Source organism: Echinicola shivajiensis (assembly GCF_018642165.1).
In the GTDB taxonomy this organism is placed as follows: Bacteria; Bacteroidota; Bacteroidia; order Cytophagales; family Cyclobacteriaceae; genus Echinicola; species Echinicola shivajiensis.
This window is the reverse complement of the sequence record NZ_JAHHZM010000011.1, coordinates 1-24,025: the sequence shown is the minus strand read 5'-3', so window position 1 is coordinate 24,025 and position 24,025 is coordinate 1. Positions and strand designations below refer to the sequence as shown.

The 24,025-nt window shown below is 38.4% G+C and carries 16 protein-coding genes and 2 pseudogenes; 6 read left to right on the top strand and 12 right to left on the bottom strand.

Annotated elements, in window-relative coordinates; all coding sequences use genetic code 11:
* Nucleotides 1-29 precede the first annotated feature (29 nt).
* Both KMW37_RS16635 and KMW37_RS16630 read right to left on the bottom strand, forming a co-directional pair.
* On the bottom strand, nucleotides 30-602 hold the full coding sequence (locus KMW37_RS16635) for a Crp/Fnr family transcriptional regulator (protein WP_215225785.1): 573 nt from the start codon (nucleotides 600-602) through the stop codon (nucleotides 30-32).
* Between the two features lie 314 nt (nucleotides 603-916).
* Entirely contained in the window at nucleotides 917-1,483 is a 567-nt protein-coding gene (locus tag KMW37_RS16630) for a cysteine hydrolase family protein (RefSeq protein ID WP_215225784.1), read from the bottom strand.
* A 499-nt stretch (nucleotides 1,484-1,982) separates the two neighbouring features.
* On the opposite strand from KMW37_RS16630, the gene KMW37_RS16625 reads away from it, so the two are divergent.
* Nucleotides 1,983-2,579: a dihydrofolate reductase family protein gene (locus KMW37_RS16625; protein WP_215225783.1), complete on the top strand. Its 597-nt coding sequence runs from the start codon at nucleotides 1,983-1,985 to the stop codon at nucleotides 2,577-2,579.
* Nucleotides 2,580-3,320: 741 nt separating this feature from the next.
* Here KMW37_RS16625 and KMW37_RS16620 read toward each other — a convergent pair.
* The 5 genes from KMW37_RS16620 to KMW37_RS16600 all read right to left on the bottom strand — a co-directional run bounded on the left by KMW37_RS16620 (nucleotide 3,321) and on the right by KMW37_RS16600 (nucleotide 11,702).
* Entirely contained in the window at nucleotides 3,321-4,706 is a 1,386-nt protein-coding gene (locus tag KMW37_RS16620) for an FAD-binding oxidoreductase (protein WP_215225782.1), read from the bottom strand.
* A gap of 482 nt (nucleotides 4,707-5,188) precedes the next feature.
* Nucleotides 5,189-5,839, bottom strand: a complete 651-nt coding sequence (locus tag KMW37_RS16615; RefSeq protein ID WP_246581541.1) for a class I SAM-dependent methyltransferase — start codon at nucleotides 5,837-5,839, stop codon at nucleotides 5,189-5,191.
* 853 nt (nucleotides 5,840-6,692) lie between these two features.
* The gene (locus tag KMW37_RS16610; RefSeq protein WP_215225781.1) at nucleotides 6,693-8,045 is read right to left on the bottom strand and encodes a hypothetical protein; all 1,353 of its coding nucleotides are present in this window, start codon (nucleotides 8,043-8,045) and stop codon (nucleotides 6,693-6,695) included.
* Nucleotides 8,046-8,660: 615 nt separating this feature from the next.
* Nucleotides 8,661-10,097: an amidohydrolase family protein gene (locus KMW37_RS16605; protein ID WP_215225780.1), complete on the bottom strand. Its 1,437-nt coding sequence runs from the start codon at nucleotides 10,095-10,097 to the stop codon at nucleotides 8,661-8,663.
* 558 nt (nucleotides 10,098-10,655) lie between these two features.
* The gene (locus KMW37_RS16600; RefSeq protein WP_215225779.1) at nucleotides 10,656-11,702 is read right to left on the bottom strand and encodes an alpha/beta fold hydrolase; all 1,047 of its coding nucleotides are present in this window, start codon (nucleotides 11,700-11,702) and stop codon (nucleotides 10,656-10,658) included.
* A 415-nt stretch (nucleotides 11,703-12,117) separates the two neighbouring features.
* Here KMW37_RS16600 and KMW37_RS16595 point away from each other — a divergent pair, with 415 nt between their 5' ends.
* Both KMW37_RS16595 and KMW37_RS22560 read left to right on the top strand, forming a co-directional pair.
* On the top strand, nucleotides 12,118-12,423 hold the full coding sequence (locus KMW37_RS16595; protein WP_215225778.1) for a nucleotidyltransferase family protein: 306 nt from the start codon (nucleotides 12,118-12,120) through the stop codon (nucleotides 12,421-12,423).
* Nucleotides 12,413-12,541 carry a hypothetical protein gene (locus KMW37_RS22560; protein ID WP_262898203.1) on the top strand — a complete coding sequence of 43 codons (129 nt, stop codon included), beginning with the start codon at nucleotides 12,413-12,415 and terminating at the stop codon, nucleotides 12,539-12,541. Before KMW37_RS16595 ends, KMW37_RS22560 begins: the two co-directional genes overlap by 11 nt.
* Nucleotides 12,542-13,528: 987 nt before the next feature.
* Here the strand turns inward: KMW37_RS22560 and KMW37_RS16590 are convergent.
* Complete coding sequence (locus KMW37_RS16590) at nucleotides 13,529-14,611, bottom strand: alpha/beta hydrolase (RefSeq protein WP_215225777.1); 1,083 nt, start codon at nucleotides 14,609-14,611, stop codon at nucleotides 13,529-13,531.
* A 95-nt stretch (nucleotides 14,612-14,706) separates the two neighbouring features.
* On the opposite strand from KMW37_RS16590, the gene KMW37_RS16585 reads away from it, so the two are divergent.
* Nucleotides 14,707-14,937 (top strand): hypothetical protein, encoded by a 231-nt coding sequence (locus KMW37_RS16585; RefSeq protein ID WP_215225776.1) that lies wholly within the window; start codon nucleotides 14,707-14,709, stop codon nucleotides 14,935-14,937.
* A 116-nt stretch (nucleotides 14,938-15,053) separates the two neighbouring features.
* Here the strand turns inward: KMW37_RS16585 and KMW37_RS16580 are convergent, their stop codons facing one another.
* Both KMW37_RS16580 and KMW37_RS16575 read right to left on the bottom strand, forming a co-directional pair.
* Nucleotides 15,054-16,004, bottom strand: a complete 951-nt coding sequence (locus KMW37_RS16580; RefSeq protein ID WP_215225775.1) for an alpha/beta hydrolase — start codon at nucleotides 16,002-16,004, stop codon at nucleotides 15,054-15,056.
* A 1,100-nt stretch (nucleotides 16,005-17,104) separates the two neighbouring features.
* Nucleotides 17,105-19,450 carry an arylsulfatase gene (locus KMW37_RS16575; RefSeq protein ID WP_215225774.1) on the bottom strand — a complete coding sequence of 782 codons (2,346 nt, stop codon included), beginning with the start codon at nucleotides 19,448-19,450 and terminating at the stop codon, nucleotides 17,105-17,107.
* Nucleotides 19,451-20,222: 772 nt separating this feature from the next.
* Here KMW37_RS16575 and KMW37_RS22665 point away from each other — a divergent pair.
* Nucleotides 20,223-20,606: pseudogene (locus KMW37_RS22665) on the top strand (transposase); the annotation flags it as partial.
* Between the two features lie 283 nt (nucleotides 20,607-20,889).
* Here KMW37_RS22665 and KMW37_RS16565 read toward each other — a convergent pair.
* Together KMW37_RS16565 and KMW37_RS16560 are read right to left on the bottom strand one after the other, a co-directional pair.
* Nucleotides 20,890-21,873 (bottom strand): PDDEXK nuclease domain-containing protein, encoded by a 984-nt coding sequence (locus tag KMW37_RS16565; protein ID WP_215225773.1) that lies wholly within the window; start codon nucleotides 21,871-21,873, stop codon nucleotides 20,890-20,892.
* Nucleotides 21,874-22,392: 519 nt separating this feature from the next.
* Nucleotides 22,393-22,884 carry an SMI1/KNR4 family protein gene (locus KMW37_RS16560; protein ID WP_215225772.1) on the bottom strand — a complete coding sequence of 164 codons (492 nt, stop codon included), beginning with the start codon at nucleotides 22,882-22,884 and terminating at the stop codon, nucleotides 22,393-22,395.
* A 447-nt stretch (nucleotides 22,885-23,331) separates the two neighbouring features.
* Between KMW37_RS16560 and KMW37_RS16555 the strand changes: the two are divergent.
* Nucleotides 23,332-24,025, top strand: a pseudogene (locus KMW37_RS16555) (DDE-type integrase/transposase/recombinase); the annotation flags it as partial.

Below are 24,025 nucleotides of genomic sequence, written 5' to 3'. Positions count from 1 at the left end.
GAACGCATTGACTTAAGTTAAGAAGCAATTTATCTGTTCATTAATCTTTTTTTAATTCGGCTTAAAGACTCCGGTTTAATCCCCAAGTAGCTGGCAATTTGATGTTGAGATGCTCTTTGGAGCAAATCTGGTCTAGTTTTCAGCAAATTCAAATAACGTTCTTCTGGACTGGATGTTTTAAACTCAGTAAATGATTCTTGTTGCTTGGTTAAAATTACTTCAGCTATTACCCTTGATAAGGATTCTAATTGCGGGTATTTTTGAAACATTTCTTTTTCCACTGTGGGATTACCTACATTTACTACTATATCCTCTAAGCATTCTAAGTAATATGGTGAAGGTATTGGTTTGCCAAAATTGGCTGGTGTAACAACTTGTTCTTCTGTATAAAACTCTATGGTTTTTTCTTCCCCATCTTTCAAAAAATAACTTCTGACACATCCCTCCAATATAAAATAGCATTCATTAGAAAAATCACCTTCCTTAAGTAGAATGGTCCCTTTTTTATAGCTTTTGAAAAACGCACTTTCATAAATAGCATTCTCTAACTCCTCTGTAATTGCAGTATACTTTGAGAGGTATTTTAATATTCTAATTTCCAAAATTCAATACTTTTTGTTTTGTAAACCAATACTTGGATGCTGCATCTAGAATGTATGGTATAAGGATTTAACGATGAGCTACTACCTCCCTGATGCAATATACATGTAGTTTATGTTGGTTTGGTAAACCTAATGTAAATATAACTCTAAGGACAATTGGGATAGCTAAATCCTAAATCTTCCACCTATACTTCATCAGATAAATTACAACAAATAATCAAAATTCACTCACATTAGGAAGGAAAGGAAGGTGCAGTCTATGACTACACCTGATGGGGGGAGAGTGTTATACATCACCCAGTTGGGGGACTTATTTATATTTCATTCATTAATTTTTCAGAACTCCAAACAGTGGCAAATTCTTCATTTAAATTCGCGAGGGTAGTCAAGTGTATTAATTCAGCGTCATATTTTTCTCCGTTGATTCCAATTCGGTCAAATGCTGCAGTGGCATCAGCAATTAAATATACATCGTAACCAAAGTTTCCGGCCATTCGAGTGGTTGTTGATACACAATGATTTGTGGTAATCCCAACTATCACTAGACTTGTAATCTTGAATTTATCTAATTGTTCCTTTAGATTGGTTCCGATAAAAGCACTGTTTACATTTTTTGTTATGATAGGTTCATTTTCTTTGGGCAAAACATTTTCATTGAACCCAAATCCTGGGTTTTGATGATTAAGTTTCGAATCCGGGTTTGTAGAACTATGTCTAATATGAAAAATGGGCAAATTTAGTTCACGCCATTTATTTAGTATCTTACCGCAAATGATTTCAGCATTTTTATTATTTCTGTTTCCACCCCAATAGTTTTCATCCAAAAAGGCTTTTTGTACATCTATAAGAATTAAAGCTGGTTTTTTTTCTCTTAATTTCATTTAAATTTTAATTCAGTTCTAATGACATATTCCGCTTTTACAATATTGGCTGTTCGTTGTTTTATGCTGTTTTTCTCTAAGAAATGCCTAGGTTAAATAAAACACCCCACATTAAGGGGTATTTTACCCATCCCCAAAAACAAAAGAGCCTCGGCTTTGACGAGGTCTTCTAAGATATGGTTTTTTCTACTGGAATTGCAAATTCCAAGGATAGGAAGGTTTAGTTACAGACTGGACCTAGTCGGGGAGTTCCGGCTTCTTAACCTAAGGTTCCTGAGCCTGTCGAAGGGCCGAAGCTTTCAAAGTTATTATAGGACTTAAATTACCTTATCAGGATTTGAATGTCTACTCTAAATGTTAGGAATCTAAATGACAGTAGTTTTTGACTTTTTCCTTGGGTATTCATGGCGCAACACCAAAATTCCATTCCCATTTTTATAATCCAGCCTGTTATCTAACTTTTTTATAGATTGCATATTCCAACAAAAGGACCTTTATAATGAGAAAAATAATTGTTTTATCGATGCTAACAGTGGACGGTGTAATACAAGGGCCAGGCGCACCTGAAGAAGATTCTTCCGGTGGCTTTGAGTTTGGTGGCTGGGTAGCCCCTTATGGTGATGAAGCATATGACGATGCGGTGGCAAAAGAACTGGGAGAACAAGTAGATTATCTTTTGGGACGAAAAACATTTGAGATTTGGGAGAATTACTGGCCTGATCATGCAGACTTTTGGCCACAGATCAATGATGGTGTCAAATACGTCCTTTCAGGGACAAGGGAAAAATCAGACTGGAAAAACTCTGTGTTCCTAAGGTCTATTACCGATATTCAAAAGCTGAAAGGTACTGAAGGAAAGGATATTCAGGTTTGGGGCAGCGGCCAACTTATTCAGTTGTTGTTTGCCCATGATTTAGTAGACGAGCTAAGGCTCAAAATTCACCCCTTGACTTTGGGAAAAGGGAAAAAACTTTTTGACTTTGGAGTGATCCCTTTAGCATTTAAGTTGACCGAATGTAATTACACCTCAAAAGGAGTGATCTTGGCTAATTACACACGTTCCGGAAATGTCGAGACAGGGACTGTGGGGAAATAAAAACATTTCTTACTGGGCTGATTCCTTACTGCTTTTTAAGCTGTTCAGCTTTTCCAATTCTTGAGCTAGGACTTTTTTTTCCCCTTCAGGGTCCTGAGGATTTGGTATTATATTGTATTTACGTATGTTCTACCTCTTCGTGGTACGAAGCAAAAGAATCTCCCACCGTTAATTCAATACGTCATATTGGGCTTGCCTTGCCGTCAGGTAGGGGAGGGGCCTGCTATGCCGCAGTCTCTATCAAGCTTCTATGTTCAAGCAGGGCAGATCCTCCCAATGAAGGAAATCATATTGTCATACATCAATGCGATCCGCCTTGGTGTAGAAACAACCTCCTAATAGAAAAACTATTTATGTTATAAATTTTCAGAGCAGTGCTGACTTATACCTTAGTATCAATGGTCTTCTGACGTAAATGAGCCTAGATCTGTTCCATTCTTACTGCTTCTACTTTTACTTTTAGTCATCAAGGTGCCTATTTTATTTGAAGGTGTGGAAAAAACGAAACAGCTTCTTTATGCAGCATAGTGTTAAAAAGTATCTTTTGGATATTGCCATATTCAATAGAAACCCTCAAAGAATTTCTTGGAGATGAAAGAGATTTTATAGAATATGAATCCAACAAACTTTTACCTAGGGAATTGGAAATAATAGGTGAGGCGAAGAATCGTCTTCTAGAAATTAACCCAGAAATTGAAATTAATGAAGCTAAAAGAATTCTAAACTCATCAATCAGTTAAATTAAATGGCCGGCTTAATATTCTGATTCACACTAAAAAGGTTTTCAGGATCGTATTGCTTTTTTATTTCGGCCAAACGGCTATAATTATGTTTATAGCTAGCTTGAACACGTTCTTGTCCTTCGTCCATCATAAAATTAGAATATGCACCTCCTGATGAATACGGATGCAAGGATTCCCAATAATCCTTACACCATTTCGTAATCTTACTGGAGTTTGCTGGATCTGGATCTACCCCCACAATGACACCTGCATACTTGGCATCACGGTATGCCCAAGGGGTATCTTCTGCGCCCACTCTGCTAGCTGCCCCACTGAGTGGGTATAAATGCATTTGAGAAAGCGGAGTGGGTATAGAAGAGCCAAATTTGAAATGTTGTTTTCTTACTTCTGGCCCTAATTCATTGAAGAAGTCTGCACGCCAATACCACTGAAGCCCAGGAGGAAACAATCCGTCAAATAAGGTCTGAATAGAAGGGTAAGGCATTTCACCTAGGTGTTCAAATATAGGATTTTGAGCTAGGATAGGCTTGAATGTCTCTTTGGCTTTATCCATCTCGCCAGTATAGCACCACACTATTCCACAGAATTGCTTATGGTGTAAGGCCTCAGGGAATGGTGGACCAGGAATTTCCAAAGTGGCGATAAACCCATTTAACTCATCTGGGGATTTATGGATGAAATCCTGGTACCATTTCATTATTTCGTCTGTTTTTTCAATAGGCCACAAAGTAGGACCTCCAAAAACAGTTTTTACTTTATGAGCTTGAAATTTAAAAGAGGTTATAACCCCAAAATTTCCACCTCCCCCTCGGATGGCCCAGAATAAATCTGTATGTTGTTTGGCGTTTACCGTTACAAAGGATCCATCAGCCAATACCATGTCAGCTTCTAACAAGTTGTCTATGGTCAGGCCGTACTTTCTTGCAAGATAGCCAATTCCTCCGCCCAGTGTTAATCCTCCAACTCCAGTGGTAGAGATAATTCCTGCAGGAATAGCAAGTCCAAAAGCATGGGTTGCATGGTCCACTTCTCCCCATAGGTTTCCTCCACCCACCCGAACGGTATTGTCGGAGGTATCTACATGGACAAACTTGATCCCTGATAAATCGATCACCAATCCGTCATCGCAAATACCCAGACCACCACCATTGTGACCACCACCTCTTATGGCGATTAATAGATTGTTTTCTCTACCAAAATTTACGCACGCAATCACATCAGCAACATCCACACATTTCACAAGCATTCCTGGTCGCTTGTCAATCATTGCATTATATACCTTTCGTTCTTCATCATAGTTAGGATCTTCCGGTAGTGTTATGGTTCCCCTAATCTTTTGGCTAAGATCTTCAATTAAACTAGCATTAATCTTTTGAGTAGACATGATGGTGTGGACTTGTTTAGAATAATATATCGAATTTTATCAATATATCAAAGACAAGTGTTTGACATATAGGTATATCCTTGCTGGTCCAGATTTGCAATCTGGACCTATAAATACAAGGCATTTGCAATGCCCAAAAATGAAATACAATAGTTTGCTCTCAGTCTCTGTACTAAATTATTAATGTCTCTATTTTCAATTACTTCCCCCACTTAGGGTATTTTTACCTATTCCCTGAAGCAAAAAAGCCTCCACTTAGACAAGGTCTTCTAAGGTATCGTTGTTTTTACTGGAATTACCAATTCCCAGGATAGTAGGGAGCATAATTCAACCAGTCGGGGGTAGGACCAACGGGTGGGTTTATGGCTCTGGGCTGTTTACTCTACTGCCTGTTGGTGTTTCGTACATCGGCCAATTAGCTTTTCTATTTAATCCCACCAAATGCACCAAAGCACATGTTTTTATGTAGAATTTCAACTTTTCTAAACCCAACATGCTTCATTAGGTCTAATTGATAATTCATTGACCTTGGGGAATCTTCCTTCTCCACATAGTCTAAAACTTTTTGCCGATACTCCTTTCCGTTCAATGACTCTAGATAGTCGCCATAACCTTTCCCAAGTATACTCATTAAGTAGTTCTGTATCCTGTGTGATTAAGTCCGAAATCATTAAGCATCCATCGGGCTTTAGTAGCTTAAAAAGCTTGTTGAATGTTGTTTCCCAGTCTTTGTCATCTCTTAAATGATGTAAAACTGCTCCTGCTAAAATAATATCATAGTAATTCTCAGGTAATGCTACTTCTCTAATATCGCCTTGTAAAATAGTCACATTGTTATTGGTCTTTTGAGATACTCTTTCAAATGCCTTATCTAACATAGGCTTGCTTAAATCAACCATTGTACAGTTTAGGTTTCCAATCTTTGTTAACATCTTTAAGGTATAATTCCCTCCTCCACAACCTATGTCCAATAGATTTTCAGCATTCGGAACAATTCTTTTTGATGCTTCTGTAATAAGCTCCAATGAAATTTTTGCATCTATAGTTGAAACTTGGCCTGTATCTAGGTTGGAAAATCTATCTACATCTTTGTCAAACCTTTGCTTAATTTCTTCTATTGTCGATTTATTCATTTGATATCCTTTAGCTATTGTTTTCAATTTGGTATCGCTCTTTCACTTGTCACCAAGCCAAAAAAGGGGAAATGCAATCTAGGTAAAAAATAAACTATTTTCTTAAGACGATCAAGATTGCGCTTAAAACATCCTTGGACAGCTTGTCCCGATTATTAGGGTTTAACCGGTTAGCCTGCTCCCTGTATAAATTAGGCAAGCCTCATTCCAAAATCAGGAATCAATAATTCAAAGGATAGGAGGGGCAGGGGCATACTCACTCAGACGGGTGGCATACTTCACGAACTTTGCTGGTCCAGATTTGCAATCTGGACCTATAAATACAGGGCATTTGCAATGCCCAAAAATGAAATATAATAATTTGCCCTTAGCCTTATAACCAAATTATTTATATCTCTATTTTCAATTCCTTCTATTCTATCCACCACTAAAACTAACCATCTCCCGATTCCCAACAAATACCCCACCTAGTGTATTTTTACCCATCCCCCAAAAGCAAAAACGCCTCGGCCTTAACGAGGTCTTCATAGATAAGGTTTTTAGTCTCATGAATCACAAATTCCCAGGATAGAAGGGGGGCATAATTCATCCAGTCGGGGGATAAGTTCCCAGCTCTATTAGCAAAACAATCCGTAATCTGGAATTACACATTCCATGGATAGGATGGTGTTATACTTAGTCACACTGCTATCAAATGTGATAAGCATCTTAGGCAAGATGAATAGTAAGCAAGGGCGAAACATAGTATCTACGAATAGGCTGGGCCCAACTACAAATTATACCCAGCCTGTTCTTATAGAGATGTACACCTTCTAATGGTCTAAAAAAGCCTATTTGGTTAAAATAATAAATACTAAACCACAAGGGTTGAAGCATCTTTAAGAATGGATGATTCTCCCGAATCATTCTCTACAATCATGGGTGTTCCTAAAGGAATGGAATTTTGGTCTCCAGATATTTTGAATTGCCTCCATATCTGTCTGGTGCCTTGACCAGCCTTCAAAGTTGGTAAACCGCTAATTGTAGGATTTGATTTCCCATTGGTATCTACCCAAGCTCCACTCCAATCACTTCTCAATGAAGGTCCATTCTCATTGGTAAAACTCACACCATACCTAACCTGTTCCACTCCGTACCAATGGCTTTCGGAAGTGGCTTCTTCTCCCCAAGAAGTAATTTCAATTGAGCTTTGAGAAGGTTGGCCCAAGGGAAGTAAAGACTTCCAGTGAGTGACCATTTCCTTCCATTGATTAACAACATTTTGTACACCAGTTATCATTCCCTGAAAAGGAGCAATCATTTGATTTCTCGTGTAAACAGCCCATTGTTCTGCTTGTTCTTTTGTCCATCCTAAATCACTGGCTTGTTGATTACCAGTACAATGGTCAGTAACCCAAAAAACCCAGCCTATATCTGCGCCACGGACAACTTTACTTGTCGTTTGTACCTGACCTTCCCTGTAAGCCAGCCAGTCGTTTAAGTATTTGCTTATTGCACCTGCCCAGCCAATAAATTGTGCACTTTCCTGATAGTTTGCACCTTCTGGAATGGGCTCTCCGTTACCATTGACAAACAAATCAAAGGAATTTTGTATATCCATCCAATCGGTCATATATGATTGGAACTGTGTATCATCATTTAATGAATCAGGACTAATGTCTGGTTTTGGCATTCCAAAAGAGGCCAGTTTGGCATTTAATAGCATCATCATTTGTCGGGTACTACAGAGCGCTGAAATACATAAAACCAAAACATTCAATGCAGTATTATCACCAGGGTTAGTACAGATATTGGCATTTAAAAACCTTGGGTCGGATAACATGTACAACTGAGATATTCCACTATCTTTTAAAGAAGGATCCAGCTGATTGGATAGTATGGGTAAAAGGGAATTTACTATATAATCCTTGTCTTCCGGAGAATCTATTGGGCTCTGATTATTTAGATTCTGCTGGTACCAACTCAAAAATGCGTTAATGGAATCTTGACCATTTTGTATTTGGTTGTTTTCCCAGAAGTTTTCAAGGTCTTGAACTGCCTGTTGAATAAGCTGACTGATATTTGGAGAGGATTTGCCAAACAATCCAAAAAGTTCAGAAAGGACTTTTACTACCACTCCTGCCCCGGTACTCCAGGGTGGAGGTAGCTGAGCGGAAGTTGTTCCAATTATTGATAAACTAAGGGATTCGATCTGTTGGTTGTTCATGTTTTAATCTAATGGTTAGTGATTACTGCTGATTTTCTTGAGATGTTCTTGTAAAATATTTGATTTATTAAACAGAGTTATTTTATGCACTTAGTCCAAACAATAGGTACTGATCCCTTTCGGTTATTGGTTAGATAAATAAAGGTCTTAGCAGTGTCCCATCAAACTTCCAAAACAGCTTTGGAAGAAGTAAGTAAAAAGTGTTTATAAATAAACAACTTATAATCGGTAATAAACAATATTTTATTGTAAATTTTATATGACCATTTCGGAGGTGGACATATACATAGAAAAGTTATAAATGGTATAATCGTTCACTGTTCGCACCGATCTGCTTTAATGCTAATGTAAATAACTATGTATATTGAGATACGTCAAATTGGTATTTTGGCATTTTGAAATTATCGATTTAAATTCTTTTCTATCACTGGGAGATGGGATACAAATTGGTCTAACTTAATGGACTATTAACCGACTGCATAATAAGAGCCATATGAACCGAGAGGTTCACAGCCTGTTCCGCAGACTTGCTTGATACGGTTTTCCCGCTATGGAGGGATAGGTGGTGAGAGGTTTGGGGGTGGAATTCCCCTTTACCTACTCGACTCTATGCAGTTATTCTTCTCCAAATTTCCCGTCCATTTCCTCTAAAATTAATTTTGTGTTATACCCATAACCGTCTTTAAAAACGAATTCAATATTTCGTATATTTTTTTCAATATTTCCTTCAATAACTATAAAATCAGCTTTTTTACCTTTTTCAATTGTACCTATTTCGGGGTTTGAAAGTACTCCCGCTCCATTGCTTGTCATAATTTTAATTGCCTCCTCGGTTGTAAATCCAGCTTCTTTTAATAGTTCAAAATTTCTTTGGTCTCCAAAACCTGGGAGTACGTGTCTTCCTGCATCAACTCCTGCCGTTAAAGTTCCCCCCATTTTAAAAAATTGGTATTCAAATTCCATTATTCGTTTTAGCCTTTTCTCCCTTATGTTATCACTTGTTTTCTGGGTGTCATAATTATTTCTTCTTTCACGATATTGCGAAAGTAAAAATGGCGACATTGCCCTTAAAGTGCGTTCATCTGCATAGGCTCTATTTGGAATACTCGCTTCGTATATGGCCAGGGTTGAAGTCAAGAAGACTTTGTTGTCAACCATCAATTGCTGAAGCCGTTTAACTTCCTCGCTATTAATAGTTAACTCATCCATATATTCTCTTGAGCCATCACAAATGCCGAATGTCTTGTTTTTTCTAAAATCGCTTGTGCTATTCAGTCCGTGTTCTATTCCATCAATTCCCAGATTTGTAGCTTGTTCAAAGGTGATTGAACATAAATGCCCTGTTACTTTCGCATTTCGTTTATGTGCTTCTTTGATGATGATTTCTAAATCACTTGGTGTTGTATTGCGATAAACTTTAAACCAGCTAACTCCTTTTCTAGTCCAATACTCAATAGTATCTCTAATCTGTTTTTCATTTTTCGGAATAATCATATTGGGATTTCCTCCTTTTCCAGTAAAAAATGGACCACTTGTTATTATGTTAGGGCCAAGAGATTCGCCTTTATTTATTTTATTGGAGAGTTCAACATCCTGTTCCGGTGATGCTGAACCACACGTTTGAATTGTTGTTACTCCAGAAGCTAGGTATAATTTTGATGCGATATCTCCAACAAAGGGAAATCGTGGAATATGAAGATGGTTATGAACGCCAACAATTCCTGGAATAATAGTTTTTCCTTTTAGATTTAATATAGTTGCATTCTTAGGGATATCAATGCCTGAACTTTGTCCAATTGATTGAAAATATCCGTTTACAACAATCAAGGTTTGGTTTTCTTTAGCAGGATTTCCATTTCCATCAAAGAATGTCACATTTTTTAAAGCAAGGGTATCAGCACTGAATTTTACATATTTAAGCAGGCCTTGATTTAATTTAGTTCGTTCTGGGATAGAACTTTTATCTGAAATCAAAGCGGTTAATTCAGATTTAGAATTTTGTTTGCAACCAAGAGAGGTTATTAAGAGAAGTAAAAGTGTTAAATGTTTCAAAGAGTTGTTTTTTATAATTGAATAGAACGGTCTAGGCTATGAGTAGTTGCGTGGAGTAGCGGTTAATTTTACAAGTACACACCAAACTGAAAATCCGCGCAGATTTTCAGAAGTAGGTGAGAACAAGCAATTACTTATAGTCCTTGCTGGTCCAGATTTGCAATCTGGACCTATAAATACTGGGCATTTGCAATGCCCAAAAATGAAATACAATAGTTTTCCCTCAGTCTCTGTACCAAATTATTTATTATGTATATCCACAATTTTGCACGTACTGGTTTATAGGCAGAATATGGTATCGAAAAGTAAGGATGGCTCTTGTATATCTTTTTCTGATTCCTTCCTCAGGAATATAGTTGCCCTGACTAGGTGTCACAGACTACACCTAGCGTTTTTTTTCAACGGCCCGGTTAAAGACAAGTGACGCGGAATTATGGTTGCGGATTTGCCTGCTTACGGTTTGGCTGATTATGGAAACTAATTTAGTTCCTTTTATATGAAACCTGTTATTTGCGGTAAACGTGGTTGTAGTGCGTTTAACTTCAAAAAGGCTTGTGATTAGTGCAGTTGATCAAGAAATTTTTTAATATAATTAATAATCAATTCAGGATTATCTCGATACTCATATCCTACTATTTGAGGAACATCGAGTTTTACAAGTTTTAGGTAGTCACCAAATGCATTTATAAATTTGTTCTGTGACTCTATAGTTGAAGGATAAATGTTTTCCATATGATAATCATAAATTTCTCTTTGTAAAATAGTATCTGCCGCTAAGTTGAGAAAGTACTCTCGCGCTAATGAATCATTGATATTATTAATTTGCTCTAATCTATATAATGAATCACTTGCCATTCGGTCTAAGTGAGTTTTTAGTGCAGATGGTGGAAAAGTTTGTCTCACATCTTCCATTAATTTTGATCCTACAAAAACTAATATTGCCACTCCTTTCTCATGACCTTGTCTTCCATTTTGAGCAATAAAAGCTAAAGCTGGAACCTCAATTTTAATAGAATCAGATTTAGCATGTTTTGGTTGATAAGATTCCCTTGCCTTAGTAATAGCTTCTCTATCATTTTTCTCTGAATTTGCTACTGGACTTGATCTACTAAACATTTCATCAGCTTTGTACGGATCTGAATTGTTTACACCCCAAGCACCTGCAAGACCACTTAGATAAATTACTCCGGATATTCTTTGAGGATAATTTTCTGCAAGGTAAGTTAGTTCAGAGGTGACTGATGAATTTCCAATGATGACTGCTTTATCAATTTTCAGTGCGTTAATAAATGCAATTAAATGATCTCCTTGATATTGCACCGAGTAATTCCCTTTATCCGATTTGCCGTATCCAGGTCTTGTAATTGCTAATACTTTATTGTTTTGAGTTAGAAGTGGACCAAAATCCTTATATGTATAGGCATCCCATGCCTCCGAATGTAACAGAATTACCGGAATCCCTTCGCCACCAAAATCAAGGTAATGGGTCTGAAGTCCGTTTACCTCAATAAATTTGCTTTTGAAGCTGTTGTCGTTTTCATTTTGACTAAAGCAATTTCCAAAAGAACTTATTATTAGAAGTAGGAATATGGTTTGCTTTTTCATCTTCCTTTAGTATATGAATTTTATCGTTAAATGCACTACAACCTAAAGTGTTTTAACCTTAATCTAGGCAAAAAAATAAACTATTTCTTAAGACAATCAAGATTGCTCTTAAAATCCTTGCTGGTTCAGATTTGCAATCTGAACCTATAAATATGAGGCATTTGCAATGCCCAAAATGAAATACAATAGTTTGTCCTCAGCCCTAATACCAAATTTTTAATGTCTCTATTTTTAATTACTTCCGCCATATAGGGTATTTTTACCCATCCTCCAAAAACAAAAAAGCCTCGGCTTTGACGAGGTCTTCGTGGATAAAGTTATTAGTTTCTGGAATTACTCATCCCGGCTTCTTACACCCAAAACTCAGCAATCATTTAAAACTTTATTTCTTATATTTGAGTATAACTTTTACAATATGGTTGATATTATAAAAAATAATAAACAAGCTTTGACGGCTTTGTGCCAAAATTATGGCGTCAAAACCATGTATATTTTTGGATCTGCCTCAACTGATCAATTTAATGAATCTAGTGATATCGATATATTGGTTTCTTTCAAAGAGATGTCTATCGAAAAGTACACGGACAATTATTTTAATTTACATGAGGATTTGGAGAAACTATTTTCCCGTAAGGTTGATCTAATTACAGAAAGGTCTTTAAGCAATCCTTACTTTATTGAGGGTGTAGAAAAAACCAAGCAGCTTCTTTATGCAGCATAATATCAAAAAGTATCTTTTGGATATTGCTACATCTATTGAAACGACCTTGCTGATCCAGATTTGCAATCTGGACCAGCAAATACAGGGCATTTGCAATGCCCAAAATGAAATACAATAGGTTGTCCTCAGCCTTAATACCAAATTTTTAATGTCTCTATTTTTAATTACTTCCTCCATATAGGGTGTTTTTACCCATCCCCCTAAAACAAGAAAACCTCGGCTTTGACGAGGTCTTCGTGGATAAGGTTCTTCTTTACTGGAATTAAAAATTCCAGGATAGTAGGGGGAAGTGGATTACTCTACGAAATCAGGTATTCCGGCCTTTGGAGCATTCGCTTTTGGAATGGTTGCGGAGGGCGTTAAGAAAATGAGTTAGCTTGCGAAGTGGACGAGCAAGATCCACTCATTTTTAGCCCATAGCAAGTGTTCCAAAATCAAATTGAGGGAAATTGTTCTGATCGAAACTGTAATCAGCTCAATTTGAAGAAAGCTCCACCGGCCTAGATTTTTTGCCCACTTTTTCATCAATGGAAAAAGTGGGAAACCTTACAAGAAAGCGAGAACACAAGTTAATTTGAGCACATGCAGTAAAGCGGATACACATATACTTCTATTCTATCCACCACTAAAACTAACCATCTCCCCATTCCAAACAAATCCCCCACTTAAGGTATTTCCTCCAATCCCCCAAAACATAAAAGCCTTGGCTATGACGAGGTCTTCTAAGATTTAGTTTTTTTACAGGAATTTTGAATTCTCAGGATAATAGGGGGAAGGGGCATACTCACTCAGACGGGTGGCATACTTCACCAAGTTACTGTCTCTTATCCAAAACTGTTCTATCACTGGGAGATGGGATACAAATTGGTCTAACTTAATGGACTATCAACCGACTGCATAATAAGAGCCCCCGAAATAAATTCGGGACAAGCTGTATGAAATGCCAAAGCATTCGTGAAAACAATTGGAAAAGATTCATTATGAACAATCGAGATGTTCACGTATCCCGGTCCACCGGGATGAGAGGTTTAGGGGTGAAATTCCCCTTTACCTACTCGACTAGCGGTTCGTTGTTTTTATTTTTGAAAGGTTAGTTTGATAGTAACTATTGCTGTACTTGAAGGAAAATAGACATTTGAGGCATTATCCGATATTCCAAATTCTCATTCATTCTATTGTAGTGGTCACCATTAAAGATATGTACTGAATGCGGTATATGTTCTTCCGTCATATAAGATGAAAGTTCTTTTACAGCTCTTACATTAAATCCTAATTGATCATAGTATCCCACATCCATGCCGTAATAGGTATAGCTTTTTAGATTTTCCTCAAATCTTTTAACCTTTCCCGGTATATTTCCTGCTCCATTTCTCCATAGTTCCCAAACGGATTCATTTTTTTCAAAGGTACCATCATCTTTATAGTAAAATGGCGAATCCATAAGTAATGATTTACCGGCATCCGGAGAAAATGCTACACCATAACCTACACCAAGCCACAAATCACCAACTTCATTCATTGCCCTCGTTAGGTTTTCAGTATAATGATCATGAATACCTTCCATTTTATAAGATAGACTTTTCAATGACATAACTATGGAATCATTCGAAAACATCCAATTTATTATATCATCACCTGCGCTAATAGCAGGACTCATTAATTGAATACAAGAGTACTTATCTGGGTGATTTAAACTGATGTTAAACGCTCCTAAACCTCCCATGGAGTGACCTGCCAGTCCTCGGGATGCTTTATCAGGTATCGTTCTATAATTATTATCCATAAACGATATCACATCCAAGGTTACATAATCTTCCCAATTGCCAATCACAGGTGAATTAGCATACATACTCCCTTTGTAAAAGTTATACCCTGACATTTGAACATATATCATTTCCTGAGATGTTTCATGTTCCATGATTTTAAAAATTTCAGGGCTGTTTTCCATTACCTTGGTAGCATGACCAAGTAAAAAATAAACCACCGGATATGATTTATTTGAAATATGATAAGAAGGAGGTAGATATACTCCAATTTGTTGAATGGTGTCGGTTCCTATAAGATTATTTTTTAATGAATGGGCTGGTATATTAATTACTTCGTAAGTTCCGTTAGCTGGCTGTTTGTCTTTACAACTACTACTCAATATTAAGAATACTAATTGAGCTATTATCAATATCTTTTTCATAATTGTTTACTTTAGTTTTCCTAGTGAAGGCTAACGTATAGTGTTTTAAACGTAATCTAGGCAAAAAAATAAACTATTTCTTAAGACAATCAAGATTGCTCTTAAAACATCCTTGGACAGCCTATCCTAATGATTTAAAGTTAGTCGGTTTGTCCCCTATTATTCAAAAACCTACCTTGGCTGCAGACAGGCACAACCTACAATCCAGTGAACTGGGGCCAAGCATAAAGAAAATGTCCACTGGACATTATTGGCGAAGGAGCCGGGTAGTGGGAGGGATCAGACTCGTACTGCCTGTCCAGCCTATGCGGAATACGGTGGTGTGAGACCGTGTGCGACGTGGCGTACGCCCACTCTCGCTTAGGCGGGACAGGCTGTGAGCTCATAGCTCAGGTCGGGCTACTCGATTAACAGCAGTTATATTCAACTATTATTATCTCTACTAAAGGTTTTTCAAAAACCAGTCTGTTACTTTTTTTGCATATTCAATAGGTGGTTCATGACCAACATTGTATTCAACAAATTCCTTTTGATCTATTGGGATTAAATCAAATAATAGATGTGCATCCTCTATGGTGTATACTGGGTCTTCATTTCCCATAAACATGAGAAAAGAACCGCACTTGATATGACTTGCATAAGTGGAAGGTAACCAGGGTTGAAATTCTCGTGCCTTCCAAACAGGGGTTAATCCTGCAACTGCTGATTTAATTCTTGTATCGACGCTTGTTAATTCAAATGTTATAAGTCCGCCCATGCTTAAGCCCATGACACCTATCCTAGTTGTATCAATATCATTACGTGTTGATATATAATCAATGGCACGTCTATACTCTATCGCTGTATTTAAAAACACTTGTCTAGCCTGATATGGAAATTGACGTGGCCAAGGTGGTGGTATAAAGTCATTTTCGTAGGACCTTTCACCATGGTAAACAGCGTCCAATGTCATTACAGCATAGCCCTTATTTAGTAATGACTTTGTTACTAATCCACCTTTGGGCCAACTATCATCCTGTAACCAACGATCTTTTGAACCATAAATGCCATCAATTAAAAATACAATAGGATGTGTAGCTGATCCATCATTTGGAATAATCAAATAAGCCGGTACTTTACTATTATTAACTCCTGTAAAAACAATACTCTCTTTTGTACTTCCTTCAAATTCATCCTTTGAAATAATTCTGTCATCTAGTGGGATATTTCTATCATACTCCAAAAATTGGGCAAGAGCTTGATACACCTCATTGCTAACCAAAGGAAGCGGGGTTTCAGGGCTTAGTTTTTCTACTTGAGCCACCACCTGTAATTGAATAAAACAAAATACGATCGTTTGAAAGAAGGATAAGAGTTTTTTAAATATTGTATTACTTAAGTCCAATGTATTCATATCCCTTATTTTTAATTTTAAAATTTTTATAACAAGTTCCGATATATTATTAATCTATATGTATATCCGCAATTGCACCAGCAAATATTAAAAGCGAATCGAAACGATCCTTTTGATGAAAGTATCAATTGCTTTAGTCTTCCGACCACTTGAGCAAAGGTTTTATGGTTACTGGCATCATAGCGGATAATCAGATTAATTTATTTTTTAGTTTCCAAAACCGAATTGCTGCTAGCCTAAAGTGTTTTAACCTTAATTTAGTCAAAAAAATAAACTATTTTCTTAATACGATCAAGATTGCTGTTAAAACATCCTTGCTGGTCCAGATTTGCAATCTGGACCTATAAATACTAGGCATTTGCAATGCCCAAAATGAAATACAATAGGTTGTCCTCAGCCTTAATACCAAATTTTTAATGTCTCTATTTTTAATTACTTCCTCCATATAGGGTGTTTTTACCCATCCCCCTAAAACAAGAAAACCTCGGCTTTGACGAGGTCTTCGTGGATAAGGTTCTTCTTTACTGGAATTAAAAATTTCAGGATAGTAGGGGGAAGTGGATTACTCTACGAAATCAGGTATTCCGGCCTTTGGAGCATTCGGTTTTGGAATGGTTGCGGAGGGCGTTAAGAAAATGAGTTAGCTTGCGAAGTGGACGAGCGAGATCCACTCATTTTTAGCCCATAGCAAGTGTTCCAAAATCAAATTGAGGAAAATTGTTCTGATCGAAACTGTAATCAGTTCAATTTGAAGAAGGCTCCACCGGCCTAGATTTTTTGCCAACTTTTTCATCAATGGAAAAAGTGGGAAAGCTTAAAAATAAGCTAGGACCCAAGTTAATTTGGCAGGTGCAATGAAGCAAATAGACATATACTTTTATTCTATCAATCATTAAAACTAACCATCTCCCCATTCCCCACAAATACCCCACCTAGGCTATTTTTACCCATCCCCCAAAACAAAAAAGCCTCGGCTTTGACGAGGCTTTTTAAGTTTTAGTTTTTTATTGAAATTACAAATTTCCAGAATAGAAGGGTGGAGTGGAATACTCCACCCTTTCTGGGGAATATATTATCAATAAACAATACACAACTCAATATTATTCTAGATGAAATTTCACGTATTCAATATTACCAGTATATGCAAATGGTGTTTTATAATCGGTGGAAACAGTAGATCCTAAATCCATTCCGATATCCATTGTTTCTGTTGCCGAATACCGAGACGGAACTACTTTATCGATCATTCCATCTCCGACTTCATTACCATTAACAAATAAACGAGCATTACCACCACCACCTGGTTCATCTGACTCTTGACTGTAAATCATTTGAATTTCCAAATTGCCTTCAGGTAGGCTTGAAGATGCTACTTCATAGTGATTTAAATGAAAGAAGTTATAGTGATAAATTAACTTTCCGCCTTTGATAAATAGAGTATACCCAGCAGAGGTACCGCCATTGGCTACGATAACTCCTTCATCTCCCCTGGAATAATCAATTTTAGCAGAAATAGTATGTGTACGTGAATATGCGGGAGGAGCACTGCCTTCTGGAATTCTTGTAGTTCCGGATAAATAAGTGAATTCGGTTTTACCTCTAACTACAGATGGTCGGTTGGGATTTGTAGCCCGTTCCACAAAACGATCATCCAGTGGATAGACATCGAATTTTTCTGCTTCTTGATCAAAAATAGCTTTTAGCTCTTCCAGCTTTTCAGGATGCTCTTTTGAAATATCAACAGCCTCGGAAAAGTCTTCTTCAATATTATATAATTCCCATTCGTTATCCTCAAATCCTATAGATCCTGATAATTGCCAAGGGACACCATGAAATGATGCGGCCACCCAGCCATCATGATAAATGGCACGATGTCCTCCTGTTTCAAAATATTGAGTAGTGCGGGTATCCTCAGCATTGGCATCTGAGAATGAATAATTCATAGGCACTCCCGCCAATGGTGTCTGGTCCACGCCATTGATACGTATTGGCATTTCGATATGTGCAGCCTCATAAATAGTGGGAGCAATATCAATGACATGGTGAAATTGGGTTCTTTTTTCTCCTTTAGCTTTTATGGAGGCAGGCCAAGAAACAATCATGCCGTTTCGGGTTCCTCCAAAATGGGAAGGTACACGTTTCATCCACTGGAATGGGGTACTACCTGCCCATGACCATGGCACAGCAAAATGATTTTCATGTTCTGGTCCACCTAAATTTTCCATTTCTTTTAATTGTCTTTCCACATTATCAGGAAAACCATTCTGAGTCATCATATTATTTAATGTCCCTGTCATACTTCCTTCTGCACTCGAACCATTATCTCCAATAATATAAATAATCATGGTGTTTTCGCCTCCTGGAAGGCTTCTGGCACTTTTTATCAATTTCCCAGTCCAATAATCTGTATGTGCCAAAAATCCGGCAAATACTTCCATTTGATGGGCAAATAACTTCTTTTCATCTGAGCTTAAACTTTCCCAGGATGGAATGGACTCTGGTCTAGCCGTTAGTTTTGTGTTTTCTGGTACAATACCCAGTTTCTTTTGGCGCTCAAGGGTATGTTCGCGCATGGCATCCCATCCTTCATCAAATTTACCTTTAAACTTGTCAATCCATTCCTTTGGAGCATGTAATGGGGCATGGGTAGCTCCAGTAGCAAAGTACATGAAATAAGGTTTGTCTGGATTGATGGATCGCTGTTGGCTTACCCAGGAAATGGCATCATCGGTGAGGTCTTCTGTCAGGTGGTATCCTTCTTCTGGACTTTTGCTTGGTTCCACAGGGATGGTGTTTTTAAAAAGCTGTGGGTAATATTGATTAGTTTCTCCACCTTGGAATCCATAAAAATACTCAAAACCTAAACCTGTTGGCCACTGGTTAAATGGTCCAATGGGATTGGTTTCCCAGTCTGGCGTATTATGCCATTTTCCCCAAGCAGCAGTGCTGTAACCATTTTGTTTCAATACCTCCGCTACTGTTCCTACATCTTTTCCCCAAATACTGTTATAACCTGGGTACCCTGTTGACAATTCGGAAATAGTGCCAAAACCTACCTGATGATGATTCCTACCTGTCAATAGCGCAGCTCTTGTGGGACTACATATTCCGGTGGTATGAAATCGGGTATAGGTTAACCCTTCTTTTGCTAATTGATCCATTGCCGGAGTAGGAACCGGTCCACCCATAATTCCCGCTTGTCCGAAACCTACATCGTCTAATAGGATGACAATTACATTGGGGGCTCCTTCGGGCGCTTCAAAAGGTTGCGGATAGTCCTCCTCGGAGTCTTCAAAACTCTTCCCGATTTTTCCATTGAACGCTTGTTCAGGATAGGGCAAAACCTTTCCTTGCTTATCGCTTTCCTTCCCATCGTTTGAGTCGCCCTTTTCTTGATTGCAGGATATGAGCAATAGGGCAAGTGTGAAAATTAAGAAGATTTTCATAGTTGAAAATTTAATTGTAACATAAGCATTAAAATGTGTGTTAGGTATTGGTGAAAAAACAGTAATATTCATATTTTAAGTTATAAAAAATAATGGATTTGTTTTAATTGTTATAATATTTATTCAAAATAATTTATGGAGCTTCTAATTAAATTGTTTCTATCCTACTATTTCAATGATTAGTTGTTATTGCAAACAAGTAATTGGATGATAAGTCCACTTGTATGGGGAATAGTCGGGGAGGAAATAGCTGTGGGAATTTTATATTGCCCTAAGGCTGTTTTTAAGGAGTGATTACAGCGGATGATTTAAAGTTATTCAATAAAAAAGGTTTGTCGTCACCTGACATAAAGCTGATACCGGTTGTCCCTTTAGTTGAGCTGCGGGACAATTAAAATTGAGTCTCTGACTCTCCCATCTCCCATCTTAAATCTCCCGTCTCCGGTCTGTTTTCCTTCCTATATCCTATTTTCAGTTGATTGAACACTTGGATTCGTAACCCAGTGCCATCGGCACGCCAGAATCTGGTTCCAAGGGGATTTATCTTTGCTGGTCCAGATTTGCAATCTGGACCTTTAAATAAAAGGCATTTGCAATGCCCAAAAACAAGTACAATAATTGCCTAGTAGTAATCCACTTCGATAAGCTCACTTAGGGTGTTTTTACCCATCCCCCAAAACAAAAAGCCTCGGCTTTGACGAGGTCTTTATGGATATAGTTTTTTGTCACTGGAAAGACAAATTCCAAGGATAGAAGGGGGAGTGGCATACTCCACTCAGCCTGGGGCTTCCAGAACGGAAAGGTTCGCTTCTCGGTAAAGGACTACCGGCAACAGGGAAAAAGGAAAACCTGTGAACTGGAAGCAGGAGAGTTCCTCAGGAGGTTCTCCCTCCATATCCTGCCCAAGGGATTTACCCGCATCCGGCATTACGGCATCCTGGCATCGGCCTTCAAGAAAGACCACAAGGCCACTATAGACAGCCAGATCGGCGAAGTGGCCCTTGAAGAAGCTGAGGGTACCGTTTCCCTGTTCAGGAAATGCCCATGCTGCAGGACCGGCACGCTGCATACAGTGGCACGCTTCGACCAAAGGGGGCCACCAACCTTTTGGGTGAACAAAATCAGAAAACAACCGTCGGTACACCAAAGGGGGTAAGGGGAAACCTATGCCCAAAAACCAAAAAACAGCCTGTAAAGCTGTCCAAATGTCTATAAGCCATACAAAGAAAAACCTAAACACTGCCAAAAAGAAACCAACAAGTTCCAAAAATACCGTAATTTTTGATCCCGAACCTCCAAAAATACAAAAGGGGAAAAAGCTTTCCCCGTAATTATCCTTTTCCCAGCACCACTCGTTCAACACTGCATTCAGGCCTGCCTGCCGAATTTTGGTAGGTTCGGCCTTTCCGGCCACACGAATGCTTAGTTATTAGTACTGGTTATTTTTCGCCGCTCTCATTGTCAAACAGTTCGTGTAATTTTTGTTGCAAAAGTTTCTTGTCTGGAAGTTGTGTTTTGTATTCCGAAACCATTGTTGGTGATAAGCTTCTGCTCAAGGCGTACTCAACGACTTCGCTGTCTTTGTCTTTACACAGCAATATTCCGATACTCGGATTTTCATTCGGCTTCTTTATGTCTCGGTCTAAGGCTTCCAAATAAAAATTCAGTTGTCCTAAATGGTCGGGCTTAAATTTATCCGCCTTGAGTTCAAATGCCACCAAGCATTGCAGTCCGCGATGGTAGAAGAGCAAGTCGATGAAAAAATCGTTGTTGCCAACTTGCAATCTGTATTCTTCTCCTATGAACAAAAAGTCTTTTCCAAGTTCGAGTATGAATTTTTTCATTTGCCTTACAAGTCCACGCTGCAAGTCATTTTCGCTGTGTGGCTCTGACAGGTTTAAGAATTCAAACACATAACTGTCTTTGAAAGTGTCCGTAAGGTCCTGTTTGCCTTCTCTCAACGCTGTCGAGAGTTTTGAGTTTCCAATCATTGTCCGTTCGAAAAGGCTGGCGGAAATTTGGCGATCAAGTTCACGGAAACTGTAATTTTCTTGTTTAGCCTGTTTTAAGTAAAACTCTCTTTCTTCGACGGTCTTGCACCTAGAAAAAATAGCCAAGTTGTGTGACCAACTTATTTCTCTCAACAGTGTTGAGAGTTTTGGGAAATCCTTGTAAGTCTCATAAAATTGCTTCATTCTCCATATGTTCTTGTCGGAGAAGCCTTTTATTTCGGGTTCTGTTTGTTGAATGTATTTGGCAAGTTCAGTTACTACAGAATCGCCCCATTCCGATTTTTCAATTTTTTGGCTGATATGTTCGCCAACGTTCCAATAAAGGTTAATCAGTTCAGCGTTTACGGCTCTTATGGCATTTGTTCTAGACTGCTTTATGAGCTGAATGATGTCTATAAATCGTTTGTCCATTTCTTTTTTATATGGAATAAATTTATGGTTTTTTAGTTGGTAATTTCTTTTGGAAGCGGATTTTCACCATTAATGCCAACGTAAAGGATTTTAAACGCAATCTAGGCAAAAAAAAATAAACTATTTTCTTAAGACTAACAAGATTGCGTTAAAACATCCTTGGATAGCCTGCCCTGATATTTTCGAGGAAGCCGGTCAAAAGAATGGTTGGCTTACAAGAAGGGAATTGCAAATTCCAAGGATAGTAGGGTGGAGTGTCATACTCACTCAGACGGGGGGCATACTTCACCAAGTTACTGTCTCTTATCCAAACCTGTTCTATCACTGAGGGATGGGATACAAATTAGTCTAACTTAATGGATTATTAACCGACTGCATAATAAGAGCCGTATGAAATGCCATAGCATTCGTGAAAACAATTGGAAAAGATTCATTATGGACAATCGAGAGGTTCACAGCCTGTCCAGCAGACCTGCGGGATACGGTTCTCCCGCTATGGCGGGACAGGTAGTGAGAGGTTTAGGGGTGAAATTCCCCTTTACCTACTCGACTATCAGCTTTTTCTTCGTTTACCCAATCATATAGTCCATGTTCCTCAAAAAGTCCATAGTTCAGAAATCTTGTTATAAATTCGGAGAAGGAGTTCGTTAAAAACATCCAATGTCTGCTTGAATGATCAGAATTGTAAATTGAAAGTTGGCCCGTTAGTTTGTTAACTCGAAGCGTCCAGATGTCACTGTAAATAAGGTATTCAGCGATATAAAATTCATCCTTTTCGTATTCGTCCTTTTGTTCGAGTATTTCTTCAAGAGGGAGTATCCGAAATAGGAGTTCCTCTGTTTCAAAACCGTTTGAAAATCTATAAAACTCTCTTAGTTCGGTCGGAAGTCGTAAGTTTAGTCGTTGTTCGAAACTCAGTATGTCAGATTCGGACACAGCAGGTTTCAGGGTTACCACTTGATTGTGATTTCCTTCCTTGAGAGTTCTTATTACATCTGCGATTTCGTTCATTTCTGATAACGTAAAGGATTTTAAACGTAATCTAGGCAAAAAAATAAACTATTTTCTTAAGACTATCAAGATTGCGTTAAAACATCATTGGATAGCCTGCCCTAATATTTTTGAGGAAGCCGGTCAAAAGAATGGTTGGCTTACAAGAAGAGAATTACAAATTTCCAGGATAGTAGGGTGGAGTGGCATACTTTACCCAGTTGTGATATTTGATTTAGATTCCATATTTAACAATTAAATGAAGTATTAGCATCGTAATAATCACTCCAATTGTTTTAAGTTTCAACCCATGGATATAACGGTTTGAATTGTGCCACCCTTTTCGGTCAAACTGTGCCAGGCCTTTCGGTTTAAACCGTGCCATTTCGAGTTCAGATTTCGGTTCGAACCGTGCCACTTTTGAAAGATCAAGTTTAACCTGCTATATCGCCTGAAGAAAAGAGCGATATGGCCAACGTACTTGATCCCATGGATATAAAGCAGATTTTCAGTTTACACAGGGACGGGCTCAGCAACCGGAAGATAGGTGCCGTGCTGGGGATTTCCCGCAATACGGTCAACCAGTACATCTCCTGGCTTGCAGCCTCGGACTACGAAGTGGATGAGGTCATGTCCCTTACCAACACTAAATTAAGGGAGCTGTTCCCTTCCCGCACCACCATAAAGAATGACAGGTTTGATGCCCTGATGCGTTATTTTGAACGGGGAAAAGCAGCTAGAAAGCATCCCGGGTTTACCTTTTTGCACCATTACCAGGAGTACAGGCAGCTGGTGGACAGTCCCTACAGCTATACGCAGTTCATGGAGCATTACCATAGAAAATATCCCAATGCAGAGGGCTCCATGAAGCTTGAGCACCTTCCCGGCCACGAGGTGTTCATCGATTTTGCGGGCACAAGGATGGAAGTTGTGGACCGTGATACCGGGGAAGTCAAAAAGGCAGAAGTCTTTGTGGCCGTGCTTCCCTTCAGCCTGTATACCTATGTAGAGGCATGTTGGAGCCAGAAACGTGAGGACCTTGTCCACTGCATGAACAACATGATGTGGTTTTATGGGGGCGTTTCCAAGGCCGTGGTCTCTGACAACCTAAAATCGGCGGTCACCAGGGCCAGTAAATATGAACCCGAGATCAACCGCTCCC